17 protein-coding genes are annotated in these 14687 nt (G+C 68.0%); 11 read left to right on the top strand and 6 right to left on the bottom strand.

Annotated features, from left to right (window positions below):
• Positions 1 to 87: 87 nt before the first annotated feature.
• Positions 88 to 726, top strand: coding sequence for a phosphoribosyltransferase (locus tag DEQ67_RS00510; protein ID WP_115891725.1), 639 nt, complete (start codon positions 88 to 90; stop codon positions 724 to 726).
• Positions 727 to 803: 77 nt separating this feature from the next.
• On the top strand, positions 804 to 1931 hold the full coding sequence (locus DEQ67_RS00505; RefSeq protein ID WP_006600825.1) for a 60S ribosomal export protein NMD3: 1128 nt from the start codon (positions 804 to 806) through the stop codon (positions 1929 to 1931).
• A gap of 136 nt (positions 1932 to 2067) precedes the next feature.
• On the opposite strand, the gene DEQ67_RS00500 is transcribed toward DEQ67_RS00505, so the two are convergent.
• From DEQ67_RS00500 to DEQ67_RS00490, 3 genes are all read right to left on the bottom strand, one after another.
• Positions 2068 to 2262 (bottom strand): DUF7317 family protein, encoded by a 195-nt coding sequence (locus DEQ67_RS00500; protein ID WP_004045182.1) that lies wholly within the window; start codon positions 2260 to 2262, stop codon positions 2068 to 2070.
• A gap of 404 nt (positions 2263 to 2666) precedes the next feature.
• Positions 2667 to 4577 (bottom strand): helicase C-terminal domain-containing protein, encoded by a 1911-nt coding sequence (locus DEQ67_RS00495; protein ID WP_115891724.1) that lies wholly within the window; start codon positions 4575 to 4577, stop codon positions 2667 to 2669.
• 81 nt (positions 4578 to 4658) lie between these two features.
• A complete protein-coding gene (locus DEQ67_RS00490) occupies positions 4659 to 4862 on the bottom strand; it encodes a DUF7561 family protein (protein WP_004045177.1) in 204 nt (67 codons plus the stop codon).
• Positions 4863 to 4979: 117 nt separating this feature from the next.
• Here DEQ67_RS00490 and DEQ67_RS00485 point away from each other — a divergent pair, with 117 nt between their 5' ends.
• The 3 genes from DEQ67_RS00485 to DEQ67_RS00475 all read left to right on the top strand — a co-directional run bounded on the left by DEQ67_RS00485 (position 4980) and on the right by DEQ67_RS00475 (position 7720).
• Complete coding sequence (locus tag DEQ67_RS00485) at positions 4980 to 5864, top strand: YkgJ family cysteine cluster protein (protein WP_115891723.1); 885 nt, start codon at positions 4980 to 4982, stop codon at positions 5862 to 5864.
• Positions 5865 to 5988: 124 nt separating this feature from the next.
• Positions 5989 to 6921 carry an NAD(P)H-binding protein gene (locus DEQ67_RS00480; RefSeq protein ID WP_115802004.1) on the top strand — a complete coding sequence of 311 codons (933 nt, stop codon included), beginning with the start codon at positions 5989 to 5991 and terminating at the stop codon, positions 6919 to 6921.
• Positions 6922 to 7024: 103 nt separating this feature from the next.
• Positions 7025 to 7720: a DUF7530 family protein gene (locus tag DEQ67_RS00475; protein WP_115802003.1), complete on the top strand. Its 696-nt coding sequence runs from the start codon at positions 7025 to 7027 to the stop codon at positions 7718 to 7720.
• Between the two features lie 27 nt (positions 7721 to 7747).
• Here the strand turns inward: DEQ67_RS00475 and DEQ67_RS00470 are convergent, their stop codons facing one another.
• The gene (locus tag DEQ67_RS00470; RefSeq protein WP_004045169.1) at positions 7748 to 7924 is read right to left on the bottom strand and encodes a DUF5786 family protein; all 177 of its coding nucleotides are present in this window, start codon (positions 7922 to 7924) and stop codon (positions 7748 to 7750) included.
• A gap of 165 nt (positions 7925 to 8089) precedes the next feature.
• On the opposite strand from DEQ67_RS00470, the gene DEQ67_RS00465 reads away from it, so the two are divergent.
• Complete coding sequence (locus DEQ67_RS00465) at positions 8090 to 9097, top strand: DUF5784 family protein (protein WP_004065752.1); 1008 nt, start codon at positions 8090 to 8092, stop codon at positions 9095 to 9097.
• Between the two features lie 162 nt (positions 9098 to 9259).
• Here the strand turns inward: DEQ67_RS00465 and DEQ67_RS00460 are convergent, their stop codons facing one another.
• The gene (locus DEQ67_RS00460; protein ID WP_004045161.1) at positions 9260 to 9544 is read right to left on the bottom strand and encodes a DUF5789 family protein; all 285 of its coding nucleotides are present in this window, start codon (positions 9542 to 9544) and stop codon (positions 9260 to 9262) included.
• A 132-nt stretch (positions 9545 to 9676) separates the two neighbouring features.
• On the opposite strand from DEQ67_RS00460, the gene DEQ67_RS00455 reads away from it, so the two are divergent.
• Together DEQ67_RS00455 and DEQ67_RS00450 are read left to right on the top strand one after the other, a co-directional pair.
• Positions 9677 to 10471: a PHP domain-containing protein gene (locus tag DEQ67_RS00455; protein WP_004065753.1), complete on the top strand. Its 795-nt coding sequence runs from the start codon at positions 9677 to 9679 to the stop codon at positions 10469 to 10471.
• A gap of 75 nt (positions 10472 to 10546) precedes the next feature.
• Positions 10547 to 10711 carry a DUF6757 family protein gene (locus DEQ67_RS00450; protein WP_004045157.1) on the top strand — a complete coding sequence of 55 codons (165 nt, stop codon included), beginning with the start codon at positions 10547 to 10549 and terminating at the stop codon, positions 10709 to 10711.
• An 80-nt stretch (positions 10712 to 10791) separates the two neighbouring features.
• Here DEQ67_RS00450 and DEQ67_RS00445 read toward each other — a convergent pair whose 3' ends face one another.
• Complete coding sequence (locus tag DEQ67_RS00445) at positions 10792 to 11304, bottom strand: DedA family protein (RefSeq protein WP_004065754.1); 513 nt, start codon at positions 11302 to 11304, stop codon at positions 10792 to 10794.
• A gap of 105 nt (positions 11305 to 11409) precedes the next feature.
• On the opposite strand from DEQ67_RS00445, the gene hemB reads away from it, so the two are divergent.
• The 3 genes from hemB (at position 11410) to DEQ67_RS00430 (ending at position 14508) form a co-directional block, all read left to right on the top strand.
• The gene (gene hemB, locus DEQ67_RS00440; protein ID WP_115891722.1) at positions 11410 to 12393 is read left to right on the top strand and encodes a porphobilinogen synthase; all 984 of its coding nucleotides are present in this window, start codon (positions 11410 to 11412) and stop codon (positions 12391 to 12393) included.
• A 340-nt stretch (positions 12394 to 12733) separates the two neighbouring features.
• Complete coding sequence (locus tag DEQ67_RS00435) at positions 12734 to 14152, top strand: ammonium transporter (protein WP_115891721.1); 1419 nt, start codon at positions 12734 to 12736, stop codon at positions 14150 to 14152.
• Positions 14149 to 14508: a P-II family nitrogen regulator gene (locus tag DEQ67_RS00430; protein ID WP_004045143.1), complete on the top strand. Its 360-nt coding sequence runs from the start codon at positions 14149 to 14151 to the stop codon at positions 14506 to 14508. The genes DEQ67_RS00435 and DEQ67_RS00430 overlap by 4 nt, the downstream gene beginning before the upstream one ends.
• The last annotated feature ends 179 nt before the right edge of the window (positions 14509 to 14687 follow it).

Here is a 14687-nt window from a genome sequence, read left to right as displayed (position 1 = left end):
GAGTGCGAAGCCCTCGCACGCGACCGCCCCAGTCGTGAAGAATCGGGATATACCGTTTTGCCGCCGGAGCGCGTAGCTCCGGGTGACATGTTCGCCGATAGGGAAGACGCGGGCCGCCGGCTGGCGGACCTGCTCGACGAGCGAGAAGAGACGGCGGACCTCGTGTTGGCCATCCCGCGGGGCGGTCTCCCCGTCGGTAGGGAGGTCGCAGACCGCCTCAGAGCGCCGCTCGACGTGGTGGTCGCCTCCAAGGTCGGCGCGCCGGACAACCCCGAACTCGCCGTGGGGGCGGTCGCCGGCGACGGGAGCGCGTGGTGGAACGAGGACCTGCTTTCGTACCTCGACGTGGGCGAGGACTACCTCGACCGCGAGCGCGAGCGCGAGGCCGAGGCGGCCAGAGAGAAGGTGTCGCTGTACCGCGGCGGCGACCCGCTTCCCGACGTGGCCGAAAAGCGCGTGGTCGTCGTCGACGACGGCGTCGCCACGGGTGCGACCGCCCGGGCGTGTCTCCGTCAGGTCGCCGCCGGCGGCGCAGAGCGCGTCGTTCTCGCGGTCCCGGTCGGCCCGCCGCACACGCTCTCGGAACTCGAAGCCGAGTGTGACGCGGTCGTCGCGGTCGAGTCGCCGGAGACGTTCGGGGCCGTCGGCGCGTTCTACCGCGACTTCGCGCAGGTGTCCGACGAGGAGGCCGCGACGTACCTCCGCGACGGGGCGGGCGAGCACTGAGGCGAGTTGCTGACGGCCGAGGTTCACCGGCGCGCCGTGACGCCGAACTTAAGCGGTCGAACGGACTAGAGCCGTCAATGAGCGAATCCCGCGACTTCTGCCCTCGGTGCGGCGACCCGGTTCCGGAGCGACCGGAACCGCTCCCCGGGATGCCGCGCGAGCGCGACGACGTGCTCTGCGACTCGTGTTACTTCGAGGACTTCGACCTCGTGGACGCGCCCGACGAGGTGCAGGTCCGCGTCTGCGCGCAGTGCGGCGCGATTCACCGGGGCAACCGATGGGTCGACGTCGGCGCGCGCGACTACACCGACATCGCCATCGAGGAGGTATCGAACTCCCTGGGCGTCCACCTCAACGCCGAGGAGGTCCGCTGGGGCGTCGAGCCCGAGCAGGTCGACGAGAACAACATCCGGATGCACTGCCACTTCTCGGGCGTCGTCCGCGGCACGCCGCTGGAGGAGTCCATCGTCGTCCCGGTGAGCATCGCCCGCGAGACGTGCCAGCGCTGCGGCCGCATCGCCGGCGGCTACTTCGCCAGCCTCGTGCAGGTCCGCGCCGACGACCGGACGCCGACGACCGAGGAGGCCGAGACGGCCATCGAAATCGCCGAGTCCTACATCGCGGAACGCGAGGACAAAGGCGACCGCAACGCCTTCATCACGGAGGTGAATCGGACGCCCGACGGCCCGAACATCAAGATATCGACCAACCAGATGGGAAGCGGCGTCGCGAAGCAGATTCGCGAGCGCTTCGGCGGCACCATCGAGGAGCACCCGACGCTCGTCACGGAGGACGGCGACGGCAACGAGGTCTACCGCGTCACGTTCGTCGCCCGCCTCCCGCGGTACACCGCCGGCGACGTCATCGACCCCGAGGACGGCGACGGGCCGGTCCTCGTGCGGAGCAACCGCGGCCGACTCAAAGGAACGCGGCTCACTTCCGGCGACCTCTACGAATCGGAGTTCGAGGAGGGCGAACGACCCGAGGCCGAAGACCTCGGCTCCGTCGAGGACGCGGCGGAGACCACCGTCGTCACCGTCGAGGACGAACACGCCGTACAGGTGCTCGACCCCGAGACGTACGAGGCGAAGACCATCCCGCGGCCGGACTACTTCGACCCCGACGCGTCGATGGTGCCGGTCCTCAAGAGCCCGTCGGGGCTGCACATCCTCCCCGAGGAAGTCGTCGACGACGACGAGGAGTAAGCGAGAAGCGGCGAGGAGAGAGGCAGAACACGACGAAATCGTCGTTTTCGATTTGTACGACTCGCGGTCCGAGCCAGCGAGAGCGCCCAGAGAGCGGTCGCTAAGAGACGGGCGATAATCGAACGACGAAGCAGAATCAGTCGGCGCTGGCCGGCCGGTCAGCCGAGAGGGACGCGGCCGGAGCGTCGTCTTCGTGCACGGGCACACCGTGGCGCTGGAGGGCGAGGAGCAGGTCGTCTTCGGAGTAGCCGGAGCGAGCGGCCGCCTGCGAGAGTGTGAGTGCCCCACTACGATACAGTGTCATCGCCGTGGCGAGTGCGTTGGTGTGCATGACCGATACTCCACCATTCAGGGGCATTGGTGTTAACTATTTCGTGAGAAAGCGTATCAAAGACAAAGTTAGTGGAAATATAGCTTTACAAACGTTGCTCTATTCCCCATCTACACTCTCTAAACGGTTAAACGCATTAACAATCATTGAGGAAACGTGGCGGAGGCGGCGACTCTCCTGGACACTATGGCGATTTTTGCCGGACAAACGAGATGTGATGGCATGACATCGTGAGGATGGCACCGACTGTCGGGCGGGGTTATCACTCGTGGGAACCGGTTCAGAAACGTTAATTACCGGCCGACCGACCCACACCCATGGATAGACAGCAGTTCCTCGCGTTGACGCTCGTCGCGCTCATGATCGGGTCGACGCTGTTCTCCGCGGCCAGTGTCATTCTGTAATCACTCGCCCCACACGTCGGAAAGCGGGTGATTGCTCCGGCCGCTGTCGTCAGCGCTCCCGTCCGAGCCGCCGGTCTCGCGGCCGTCGGAACCGCCGGACGACGTACCGCCGGAGCCGCCCGCGCGACTCCCAGCGGACCTCGAACCGCGAGTCGAGTCGCGCCGCGAGTCGGAGCCGGGACCCGACGCTCCTCGCGACCGACCCGTCGAGCCGCCGAGATTCGCGGTCCCGCCGGTTGCGTTGCCCGCGTTGCTCCCGCGGCCGCCCGCCGCGACGGGGTCGAACTCGGGGAGGTCGGGGTTCGTCATCCGGTCGACCTGCGCCGCGAACCAGTCGGGCATGTCGGTCCGCGTCTTGTCGAACAGTTGCAGCAGACTGCTGTCGGCGACGTAAGTGTCGCCGTAGTCGTCGGGCGCGCGCACGACCCGGCCGCAGGCCTGAATCACGGTTCGGAGGGCGGCGCGGCGGTACCACGCCCACTGGCCGTCTTCGAGGCGACGGGCGACTCTGGAGTCGTTCGTGTTGAGGTAGGGCGCTTTGCAGAGCACCTGCCAGCGACAGAGGTCGCCGTTCAGGTCCAGCGCCTCCTCCATCTTCACCGAGAGGAACACCTCCGGGCGGTCGGTCGCCTTCCACGTCTCCAGTTCCGCGTTTCGGTCGTCGCGGTCGTGGCCGCGGACGCGGTTGCCGAGGCCCATCTCGGCGAGTCGGCGGCGAAGCTCCGCCTGAATCGCATACGAGTGGCAGTGAATCAACCCCTTCTCGTCGGGATGTTTCGCCATCAGGCGAACGACGAGGCGGGCGATTTTGGGCAGCGTCTCGTCGCGGTGCTCGTAGGTCATCTTCCCCCGCGTCACGTCGTACAGCGGCCGGTTCTCGACGGGGAAGGTGTGCTCGACGTCCACGAGCGCGACCTTCGAGGGGTCGAGACCGACCGAGCGGCAGAACGCCGCCTTGTTGAGGATGGTCGCAGACAGGAGCGCGAACTTGTTTCCGCGGTCCCAGACGGTGTGTTTGAGGTACTTCGCGGGGTCGAGCGGCTTGATGGCGATGGGCGACCCCTCGCCGTCGTGCTGGTCGACGACCCACGTCGTCGGGCTCTGGGGGTCGCGGTAGTCCTCCACGAACCAGTTCAGCTCGCCGATGAGCTCCTGTAAGCGGTCGCGGCGGGCGGCCTCCTCGGGCGTCAGTTCGGACTTCGTCAGCAGCTCGTCTTTCTCGCGCTTGCAGACGCCGACGAGCGTCTCCGCGAAGCGCGAGGCGCGCTCGACGGGGTCGCCCGCGGCCGCCACGTCGGGGACGCCGATGTCGTCCCACACCGGGACGGTCCGGGGTTTCAGGTCGATAGTCGCGTACATCTCGGCCCACTCGGCCAGTCCGTGAGCCTCGTCGACGACGACCACGTCGCGCTTTCGGAACACGTCGGAGCCGGCGGTCTGCATGAAGTACGCGAGCGTCATCGCCGCGATTTGGCGGTTCGAGGCGATGGCGCGGTCGGAGAAGTACGGACAGCGGTGCCGAACCGAGCAGTCGAAGCCGCGCTTGCGGGCGCAGGGGGCGCGGTCGACCGGCGTGTCTTCCTCGCCGCGGATGATGCAGTTGTAGTTGGACTTGCCGCGGATTATTTTGAGGTCCGAAAGCAGGTCGTCTTCGGCCACGTCGTCCAGTTGCGACACCTGCGGGGTCGTGTAGTAGGCGTCGGTCGCCTGCGCGGGCGAAGTCTCGTCCACGGTCGCCGCCGACCCCGCGATGGCGCGGGCGAGAAGCGACTTGCCGCTTCCGGTCGGCGCGCGGACCAAGACCACGTCGTTGCCGTCGGCGAAGGCGTCGCGGATGTCGCGCAGGGCCTGTTCCTGCGCGCCGCGGAAACTGGGGGCCGGAAACGAGTCGATGATGCGCGACGGGTCCACGGTCGATGGAGTCCTCGGACGGGCCTAAATCCACCGCTCCGGGGTGCGGTCGCGGCATCGACAAGGCCGAGAAATCGGAGCCTAAAGCGCCGCCACGTCCTCGGCCGTCGGTTCGCGGTCGCCCGGGAGTCGCTCCATGCAGTCGAAACAGAGGAAGTGCTCGGAGCCGTCGACGAGTTCCAGCGTCATCCCGCCGGACGAGGAGGTGGGGAAGTTCCAGAGGTCGCCGATGCCGCCGGCGATGCGGACGCCCTTCCCGCAGGCGTCGCACGGTTCGGAGGTCATGAGGGAACCGAAGAGCCGAGGCGGCAAAAGCGCCCCGCCGCGTCGGCGGAAACGCAATCGGCCGGCGCCGCCGACCCGGCGAGAGGTTCTTGTCGGTTGGCGTATAACTTTCGTCCCATGCGCGTCGACTGCGAAGGCTGTGCCGGCTGCTGTATCGACTGGCGACCGGTCGCGCCGGCCGCGCTCGACCACGAGCGTCGCGGGCCGCGCGCGCCGCTCGACGACACCTACAACCTCGTCCCGCTGACCCGCGACGAGGTTCGCGACTTCGTCGAGGCCGGGTTCGGCAGTGCTCTCTCCCCGCGGCTGTGGGAAGCGCCGCCGGGCGAGGGCGTCGAAATCGACGGCGTCGAACTCGCGGCCGTCGACGGGAAGCCGGCCTTTTTCGTCGGCATGCGCAAGCCGCCGAAGCCCGTCGCGCCGTTCGGACTGGAACGGACGTGGCTCCGCGCCTGCGCGTTTCTCGACCCCGAAACCCTCCAGTGCCGCATCCACGACACCGAGTTCTATCCCGACGAGTGCGCCGAGTACCCCGGGCACAACCTCGTCCTCGAACAGGAGACCGAGTGCGAGCGCGTCGAGCGACACCACGGCGGCGAGCGCCTGCTCGACGACGCGGCCCCGGACGACCTTCACGGCCTGCTCCTCGGCCCCCACGCCCTCGGCGCGAAACTGTTCGTCCACCCGGAGCCCGAGCGGTTGGCGGGGACTATCGACCACCTCAAAACCCGCGAACTGACGCCCGAAGACCGCGCGGAGTTCGTCGGCGTCGCGGTCGGGTCGCACCCCGGTTCGACCGAGGTCGACGACGACCGCGCCTCGCGGGCGCGTGCGAAGACGCTCGAAAGCGAGTCGTGGGCGGGCGAAGCGGTCGCCGCGTGGGACGCGGTCGCCGGTCGCCTCGGGAGCGCGGCCGGCGACGCGCCCGGCCCCGACGAGGTCGAAGTCGCTCGCGGCGCGCCCGAAACCCCCGGCTGGGACGCGGTTCGCGACGACGGCTGAGTCGCGGGCGGCGAGCGGCGGGGGAGACGGCGGTCCGCGGTCAGGTCAGCGGGCAGTCGGTGGTCGGTCGGTGGTCGGTCGGACGGGCGATACGTTAACATCGTGAGCGGCGCTACCGTATGGCATGAAAGTGCTCGTGACCGGTGCGACCGGGTTCGTCGGCCGGCACCTCGTACCCCTCCTCCTCGACGCCGACCACGACGTGATCGTCTTCGTCCGCGACGCGGCGCGCTACGACGGTCCGCCCGGCGTGGAGGTGGTCGAGGGCGACATCTTCGAACCGGCGACGCTCGACCCCGCGATGGCGGGGGTGGACGCGGCGTACTACCTCATCCACTCGATGCACGCCGGCGGCGACTTCGAGGCGCGCGACCGGCTCGCCGCCCGCAACTTCGTGGACGCCGCCGGGTCCGCCGGCGTCGAACGACTCGTCTACCTCGGCGGCCTCGGCGAGGACCGCGACCAACTCTCGGCGCATCTGCGGTCGCGCCGCGAGGTCGAACACATTCTCGCGTCGGGCGCGCCCGCACTCACGACGCTCCGGGCGGCCATCATCGTCGGCGCGGGGAGCGCGAGCTTCGAGATGGTCCGCCAGCTCGCCACGCGTCTCCCGGTCATGGTGACGCCGCAGTGGGTCGAGACGCGGTGTCAGCCCGTCGCCATCGCGGACGTGGTCGCCTACCTCGCGGGCGTCCTCGACCACCCCGAGACGGCGGGCGAGACCTACGAAATCGGCGGCCCCGACGTGCTCACCTATCGGGAGATGCTCCAGCGCGTCGGCGCGCAGTTGGGCCACGCGCCGCGAATCGTCCCCGTGCCCGTGTTGACGCCGCGGCTCTCGTCGTACTGGATCGGCCTCGTGACCGACGTGGACACGGGCGTCGCCCGCCCGCTCATCGAGGGGCTGAAAAACCCCGTCGTCGTGGGCGACGACCGCATCCGCGACATCGTCGCGGTGGACGAGACGCCGTTCGACGCCGCGGTTGAGCGGGCGCTCCGCGGGGAGCGCGAGCAGCGGGAGAAAACCGTCGAACCGGCGTCGACGACCCCGACGTGAACGGGACCCGGACCGCCCGTCCGCGCGCCTCGACCGCCCCGACCGCCCCGAGCATCCCGAGCGCGGCGGCGATTGATATACCGCGGGGCCGTAGGAGCGGGACATGAACGACGCCCCGGAGTACGGCGAGACGTGGGTGTACGAGAGCATCGTCGGCGCGCTCCCGGGCGTGAACATCGGTGAGGCGGGCGCTATCGCCCTCCAAATCGCCGTGTTCGAGGTCGCGGTGCTCGTCTTCGCGTGGGTGTACGACCTGTGGGCCGCGGCGGTCGCGGGCACCGCGGCCATCGTCGTCGCGGCCGCGGGGAGCGTCGTGATGCTCCGCATGGGCGAGTGGACCCGCGCCGCGAGAGTGCCCGCTCCCTATCGACGCCTGCTGTTCGGGTCGAGCATCGAAGTCGTGCTGGGCGTGCTCGCGTTCGTCGCGCTCGTGACGCATCTGTTCGTCTTCGACCCGCGACAGCCGGGGACGCCGCTCATAACGACGCTGTTCGGCCCCGAGCCGCCGGTCGTGGTCGTCTACCTGACGCTGCTCGTCCTCTGGGACCTCTGTTACCGAATCGGCACGTCGTGGTGGGCGGCCGTCGTCGGCCTCTGGGGGGCCGTTCGCTACCGATTCGACGGTCCGACCGCCGAGACAGTCAGGCGAGTGAACCTCCTGAACGTCGGCTTCGCGGCCGCGCAGGTGCTGTTGCTCCCGTTCGTCGCGGACCAGCCGGTGCTGTTGCTCGCGGTCGGCGGGCACGTCGTCGCCGTGACCGTCGTCTCGGTGACGGCGGCGGCGCTGACGAGGACGTGAGGGACGCAGGAACAGGAGAGGGACGGGTCAGTCGTCGGACTTCATCCGCTTGAACTGTTCGAGCAGCGCGTCGGTCGAGTCGCCGGAGTCGTACTCGACGCTGCCGTGGTACGTCTTCCGGTCGTCGTCGGTACCGGGTTCGACCTGACTCGTCATCCGCTCGCGGCGTTCGTGTTCGGCTTCGTCGTATGCCCCCATTGACATGGTTCGACTTACCATGTGGTAGAGTACCACATATAACTATCGGAGACGTTCACAATCGTGATATTCTGGAGACGGGGGACCGGAGCGCCGAACCGAGCGGGGATGGAGCCGAAATTCGGGGCTGTCGCAGGAAAGCGTAAAAACAATCGCCGAACTACACCGTGTGTGGCACGCCCGCTTCGCTTTCGTTACGCCCCCGGTCGCTGGGACGAGTCGCGCATCGGCCGCGACGTCTTCCAGCCGCTCGACGCCAACCTCGGTGCCGAGATGGGTGCGCCGTGGTACGCACCGCCCGACGGCTACGAGGCCCGACGGTTCGATATGGACAACGGCGACACCGCGCTGTTCGCGTGGACCGACGACCACGCCTACTGGATCGGCAACACCGAGACGCCGAGTTCGCTGTGGCGGACCGACAAGGAGGGCTTCGACGAGGCCCCCTTCGAGGTCTCCCGGTGGGCCCAGCGCGAGCTCATCGCCGAGCTGTTCGACCAGTCGCCGTGGCTGAAGCCCTATCCGCACCTCTCGTGGTTCTTCCTCCCGGTGTTCCTCTCGAAGGACGGCCGCGAGACGACCCGCGAGTTCTTCCACGACCACGCCGCGGGCTTCCCGGACGCGACCCGCGAGGAGGCCCTAGAGTTCTACGAGTCGTTTTTCGCCACGGGCGTCCTCGACGAGTACCGCGAGGTCATGGCCGGAAAGCTCGGCACCTCGGAGTACTTCGACCCGATACGGATGGCCGCGGCGATGGGCGAGTTCGACGTGGCGTACCTCCTCGACGACGCGGGCTACGACATCACGCCCGAAATCGCCGTGGCGACCGGCCACTCCATCGACTTCCGCGCCGAGAACACCCGCGCGGGCGGCGCGCTCATCGAGGTGACGCGCCCGCTGCCGCCGAACCGACGCTCCGTGAGCAACCCCGTCGCCGCCATCCGCGACACGGCTCAGACCAAGACCAACGGTGAAGGCCAACTCGCGGAACACGGCGGCGGCGTGACGCTGTTCGTCGACTGTTCGTCGTTCCCCGACGACGACTGGGCCGCCATCATGGGCGAGAAGCCCGACGTTCGGCACCGACCGGCCGTCGTCTTCCGCCTCCGGCCGTCGGGAGCGGTCGAAGGCTACTCCAAGGGGTCGGTCCCGGTGGACCTGCCGTGGCTCACCGAGTGACGGGGCGGACTCCTGTCGGCCGTCGGCTGTCGGCCGCTTCGGCCCGTGAACGGCGGTGATACGGGCGAATCAGCGAATGAACGAATCAACGAGCGGGACGCCGAGCCGACGGCTCGGGGATCGCGGGGAGAAAGAAAAATCGGAGCGAGACGAGAGCCGACCTCAGAACGAGACCATCTCTGGTCCGTTCTCACCGAGCGGGGACGGGTCGCGGTCACTGTAGTAGCGGCGACCGATTGCCTCGTGTCCGACACCGGTCAAGAGGGCGTCCCGCACGTCCTGCGGGCACGTGTACGTCTCGTCGCCGAGACGGGCCAGGATTTGTGCGACGGTCTCCTGACCGTTCTGGAGCTCGATTACTTCGTCGCCGTGACGTTGGGCGAAGTCGGTCGAGCTAATCGGGTATTCGTGGCGATCAATCGCGTCGCCGAGTCCGTTCAGGCGCATTACACCCACAACTGGACCGTCATCATTCTTAATGATTTTCCATGTATTTGATTAGTGGCATTGGAGTCCTTAATCGTCCTTAATGACGTACTGGGCGCAACGTTTGTCTCCCCCTCGCCCCGACCACGAGACATGGACGACAGCCCGCCGGTCGCGGACCTCCATCTCCACACGACCGCCTCGGACGGCCGGCTCACTATCGACGCGCTCCCCGACGCGGCCCGCGCGGGCGGGGTGGACGTGGTGGCCGTGACGGACCACGACCGCTATCACCCGGAGCTCGACGCGCCGGTGGTCGAACGCGACGGCGTGACAGTCGTCCGCGGCATCGAACTGCGCGTCGACGCCGGCGACCGCCGGGTCGACCTCCTCGGGTACGGTCTCAGGGAGCGGCCCGCTCTCGTCGAGACGGTCGAACGACTCCAGCGGAACCGCGTCGAACGAGCGCGCGAAATCGTCGCGGCGGTCGAGGAAGAGACCGGAGTCCGCCTCGATATCGACATCCACGACGGCGTCGGCCGGCCGCACGTCGCCCGCGCAATCGACGCCAGCGAGGCACCCTACGACTACCAGGGCGCGTTCGACGAACTCATCGGCGCGGACGGTCCCTGCTACGTCGCGCGCGAACTCCCGACGTTCGACGACGGCGTGGCGGCCCTGCGAGACGCCTGCGACGTGGTCGGCCTCGCACACCCGTTTCGCTACCGCGACCCCGCCGGCGCGCTCGAACTCTGTGCCGACCTCGACGCCGTCGAACGCTACTATCCCTACGGCTTCGATGTCGAGGCGGACCTCGTCGAGGAGGCCGTCGAGCGCTACGGCCTGCTCGCCACGGGCGGGAGCGACGCCCACGACGAGACGCTCGGCCGCGCCGGGCCGCCGGAGACCGACTTCGCCCGGTTCGCCGCGGCGGTAGACGGTCTCTAACCGTGTTAGTCCGTGAATAACCCGGAACGTGCCGTGGGGCGTAGAGTTAAATCCTATCGGAACTGAAGGGGCGGTATGCAGTGTCACTACTGCGACCGTGAGGCCGCATACGCCGCGGAGAAAGACCACATTAAGGTCGGCCTCTGCGAGCGACACTTCCGCAAGCGGGTCGAGGAACTCGCCGAATCCGAGGAACTCGCCGCCCTGAAGGAAAAACTCGATATTAACCGAACAAAGTGACGGCCACCCCACAGCAGTCCCTCCACTAACGTCAGCCTACCGCCGCCGCGCCGACCCGCCTCGGTCGGCGGCGCGTCCGCTCACGCGAGCACTTGGCCGCCGAACACGTACAGCGCCGCGAGCGCGCTCTCGAACACGACGGTCCCGAGCGCCGAGAGCGCGAGGAACCGCTTTACCGACATCCCGGACAGCCCCGCCGGCACGGTGAGCATCCCGCGGGTGAACAGCATCGCGTTGCTCAGCGGAACGACGACGGGACCCCAGCGGTCGAACCAGCCGTCGAACCGGTCGAGGGAGTCTTCGCTGACGCGGAACCACGGCCGCGACAGGAGATACTCGCGGCCGCCCCGCTTGGCGACGAGAAACAGTCCGACCTGACCGACGGTCGCGCCGAGCACGGCGACGGCGAGAATCGGAAGCAGCAGTCGCTCGCCGACCAGCACCAGCGCACCGGGGACGAGGAGTTCGCTCGGCGCGACGTAGAGGAGCATCGCGCCCTCCAGCACGAACACGAAAAAGAGGGCGACGAGGGCGAGGTCGGACGCGAGGAGTTCGCGGAGGAAGTCGGGGAGTTGGGCGGTGAAGGCGCTCATGTCGTATGCGTGTTTCGAGCGGAATCATGTTCATTATGGTTTGGATAACGCGGCGCGAACCGACGGGAGCGACGGCATTTTGCCGCCGCCGACCGAACCCGGCGTATGAAGTTCACCGACCGCCCCCGCAGGCTTCGAACCGACGGGATTCGGCCGCTCGTCTCGGAGACGACCCTCGACGCGACCGACCTCGTCGCGCCCGTCTTCGTGGACGCGACGACCGACGAGCGCGTCCCCATCGAGTCAATGCCGGGCCACGAGCGCGTGCCGGTCGACGAGGCCGCCGACCGCGTCGCCGAGGTCCGCGAGGCGGGCGTCGAAGCCGTCATCGTCTTCGGCATCCCCGAGTCGAAAGACCCCGAGGGGTCTCGCGCGTACGCGCGAAACGGGGTCGTTCAGGAGGCCGTCCGCGCCATCACCGCCGAGACGGACGCCTACGTCATCACCGACGTCTGTCTCTGCGAGTACACCGACCACGGCCACTGCGGCGTGCTGGAGGACCACGCCGAGGACGACCCGACGCTGACGGTCGAAAACGGACCGACCCTCGACCTGCTCGCGGAGACGGCCATCTCCCACGCCGAGGCGGGCGCGGACATGGTCGCCCCCTCGGCCTCGATGGACGGGATGGTCGGCGCGATTCGCACGGCGCTCGACGACGCCGGCCACGACGAGATACCAATCATGTCCTACGCCGCGAAGTACGAGAGCGCCTTCTACGGCCCCTTCCGCGACGCGGCCGACGGCGCGCCGGCGTTCGGTGACCGACGGCACTACCAGATGGACCCCGCGAACGCCCGGGAGGCGCTGCGCGAGGTCGCCCTCGACGTCGAACAGGGGGCGGACGTGCTGATGGTCAAGCCGGGCCTGCCGTATCTCGACATCGTCCGCGCCATCCGCGAGGGCTACGACCACCCGGTCGCCGCCTACAACGTCTCCGGCGAGTACGCGATGCTCCACGCCGCCGCCGAGAAGGGCTGGCTCGACCTCGACGCGGTCGCCCACGAGTCGCTCCTATCGATGAAGCGGGCGGGCGCGGACCTCATCATCACGTACTTCGCGGAGCACGTCGCGCGGCAACTCGACTGAGACGAGCGGCGAATCGACCGCTCACGACCGACCGGTTCGAGACGCGCACCACGGGACACGATACCGCGGCGCGCACGGCCAAAACACACTTGTCAGGCAACATTTTCCTGAACGTTCGTCCAGAGAACGCCCGAGAATCTCAAAACCCTTGGACGATATACAACCTTATATGCGTAATATTCTAGCCCATTTTGTGCAGTTGTGGTATTACGCCCCAGTAAATTTGACAAAACCAACCCCACACTTTATGTACTAACTCACCATGAAGCCGAACCGTGATGAAGCACCAGAATCCACACGGATACGGAGCAAAAGTAACTGAACGGTCACCGGAGACCGCATGGGGTGGGCAGTCGTGATACCGCTCCAAGTCGACCCGAGCGTTATCGCGCAGGGGGTCAACTACGTCTGGATCCTCGTCGTCTCGTTCCTCATCTTCTTCATGCAGCCGGGCTTCGCGCTCTTAGAGGCAGGGCAGGTACGCGCGAAGAACGTGGGCAACGTGCTGATGAAGAACATGACCGACTGGGCGCTCGGCGTGCTCGTCTACTTCCTCGTCGGCGCGGGGGTCGCGACAATCGTCGGCGGCCTCACGTCGCCCGGCGGCTTCGACGTCGCCGCCGCGTTCTCGTACATCGGAGACTCCGGCGCGTGGATTGACTGGCTGTTCGGGGCCGTCTTCGCCATGACCGCCGCCACCATCGTCTCCGGCGCGGTCGCAGAGCGCATGGACTTCCGCGCGTACATCGTCTTCGCGGCGACTATCACGGGGTTCATCTACCCCGTCGTGCAGGGCCTGACGTGGTCCGGTGGTCTCCTCTCGAGTGGCGGCTACATCGGTGCCGCGCTCGGCGTCGGCTACCTCGACTTCGCCGGTGCGACCGTCGTCCACATGTGCGGCGGCGTCGCCGGCCTCGTCGGCGCGAAGATGGTCGGCCCGCGTAAGGGCCGCTTCGACTCGAACGGCAACAGCCAGCCCATCCCGGGCCACTCGATGCTGCTCGCCGTCCTCGGCACGCTCATCCTCGCGTTCGGCTGGTACGGCTTCAACGTCGGCACGCAGGCGACCGTCCTCGCGGCCACCGAAAGCGGCGGACTGGAGTTCATGGGTGCCGCGCTCGGTCGCGTCGCCCTCGTGACGACCCTCGGCATGGGCGCCGGCGCGGTCGCCGCGATGATCGTCTCGACGAGCTACCAGGGCAAGCCCGACCCCCTCTGGATGGCGAACGGCCTGCTCGCCGGGCTCGTCGCAGTCACCGGCGCTGTCCCCCACGTCACGTGGTGGGGCGGCCTCATCCTCGGCGCGCTCGGCGGCGCAATCGTCCTGCCGGCGTACCGCTGGACCGTCGACTCGCTCAAAATCGACGACGTGTGTGGCGTCTTCGCCGTCCACGGCGTCGCGGGCGCGGTCGGCACGGCGCTCATCCCGGTCTTCGCGGTGAGCGGCTTCTCCGGCACCCAGCTCGTGATGCAGGTCGTCGGCGTGGTCGTCATCGCCGCGTGGACCATCATCGCCTCGGCCGTCGTCTTCGCCATCGCGGACGCCGTCTTCGGCCTCCGCGTCTCGGAAGAAGAGGAAGAAGAGGGCCTCGACGCCGGCGAACACGGCGTCTCGGTCTACCCCGAATTCGTCGGCGACGCCGGTCCCGACGGCGCGCTCGGCTCGCCCACGGCGACCGACGGCGGCAGCGACGTCCGCACCGACGGTGGCGTCGAGCAAGACGAGACCGTCGAAGCCAACGGAGGTGACAGCCAATGAGCGACGGAGAACAGGGCATCAAGATGGTGATGGCCATCATCCGCCCCGACAAGCTCTCGGACGTGAAGACCGCGCTCGCAGAGGTCGGCGCGCCGTCGCTCACCGTCACCAACGTCTCCGGCCGCGGCTCCCAGCCCGCGAAGAAGGGGCAGTGGCGCGGCGAGGAGTACACCGTCGACCTCCACCAGAAGGTCAAAGTCGAGTGCGTCGTCGCCGACATCCCCGCCGACGACGTGGTCGACGCCATCGCCGACGCCGCCCAGACCGGCGAGAAAGGCGACGGCAAGATATTCGTGCTCCCCGTCGAGAGCGCGGTGCAGGTCCGTACCGGCAAGGAGGGCGAGACGGCGGTCTGAGCGCGCAACTGCGACCGAAGCCGACTGGAAGTCTCCTTTCGCCGCTCTCGTCGTGGTCCGCGCGAGTGCGCACCTGACCGGGGTTCGACGAACGCCCCACGTCGTTCTGTTTACTTTTCCGACACTACGTTCGTAGGGTTGTGTGGCAACATTTGTTCACTGAGTGCCAACCTTACGAC

It is taken from the genome of Haloferax sp. Atlit-48N (assembly GCF_003383015.2).
Taxonomy (GTDB): Archaea; Halobacteriota; Halobacteria; order Halobacteriales; family Haloferacaceae; genus Haloferax; species Haloferax volcanii.
Note: the sequence above shows the minus strand (reverse complement) of the source record. Positions and strands in the feature narration are given on the sequence as shown.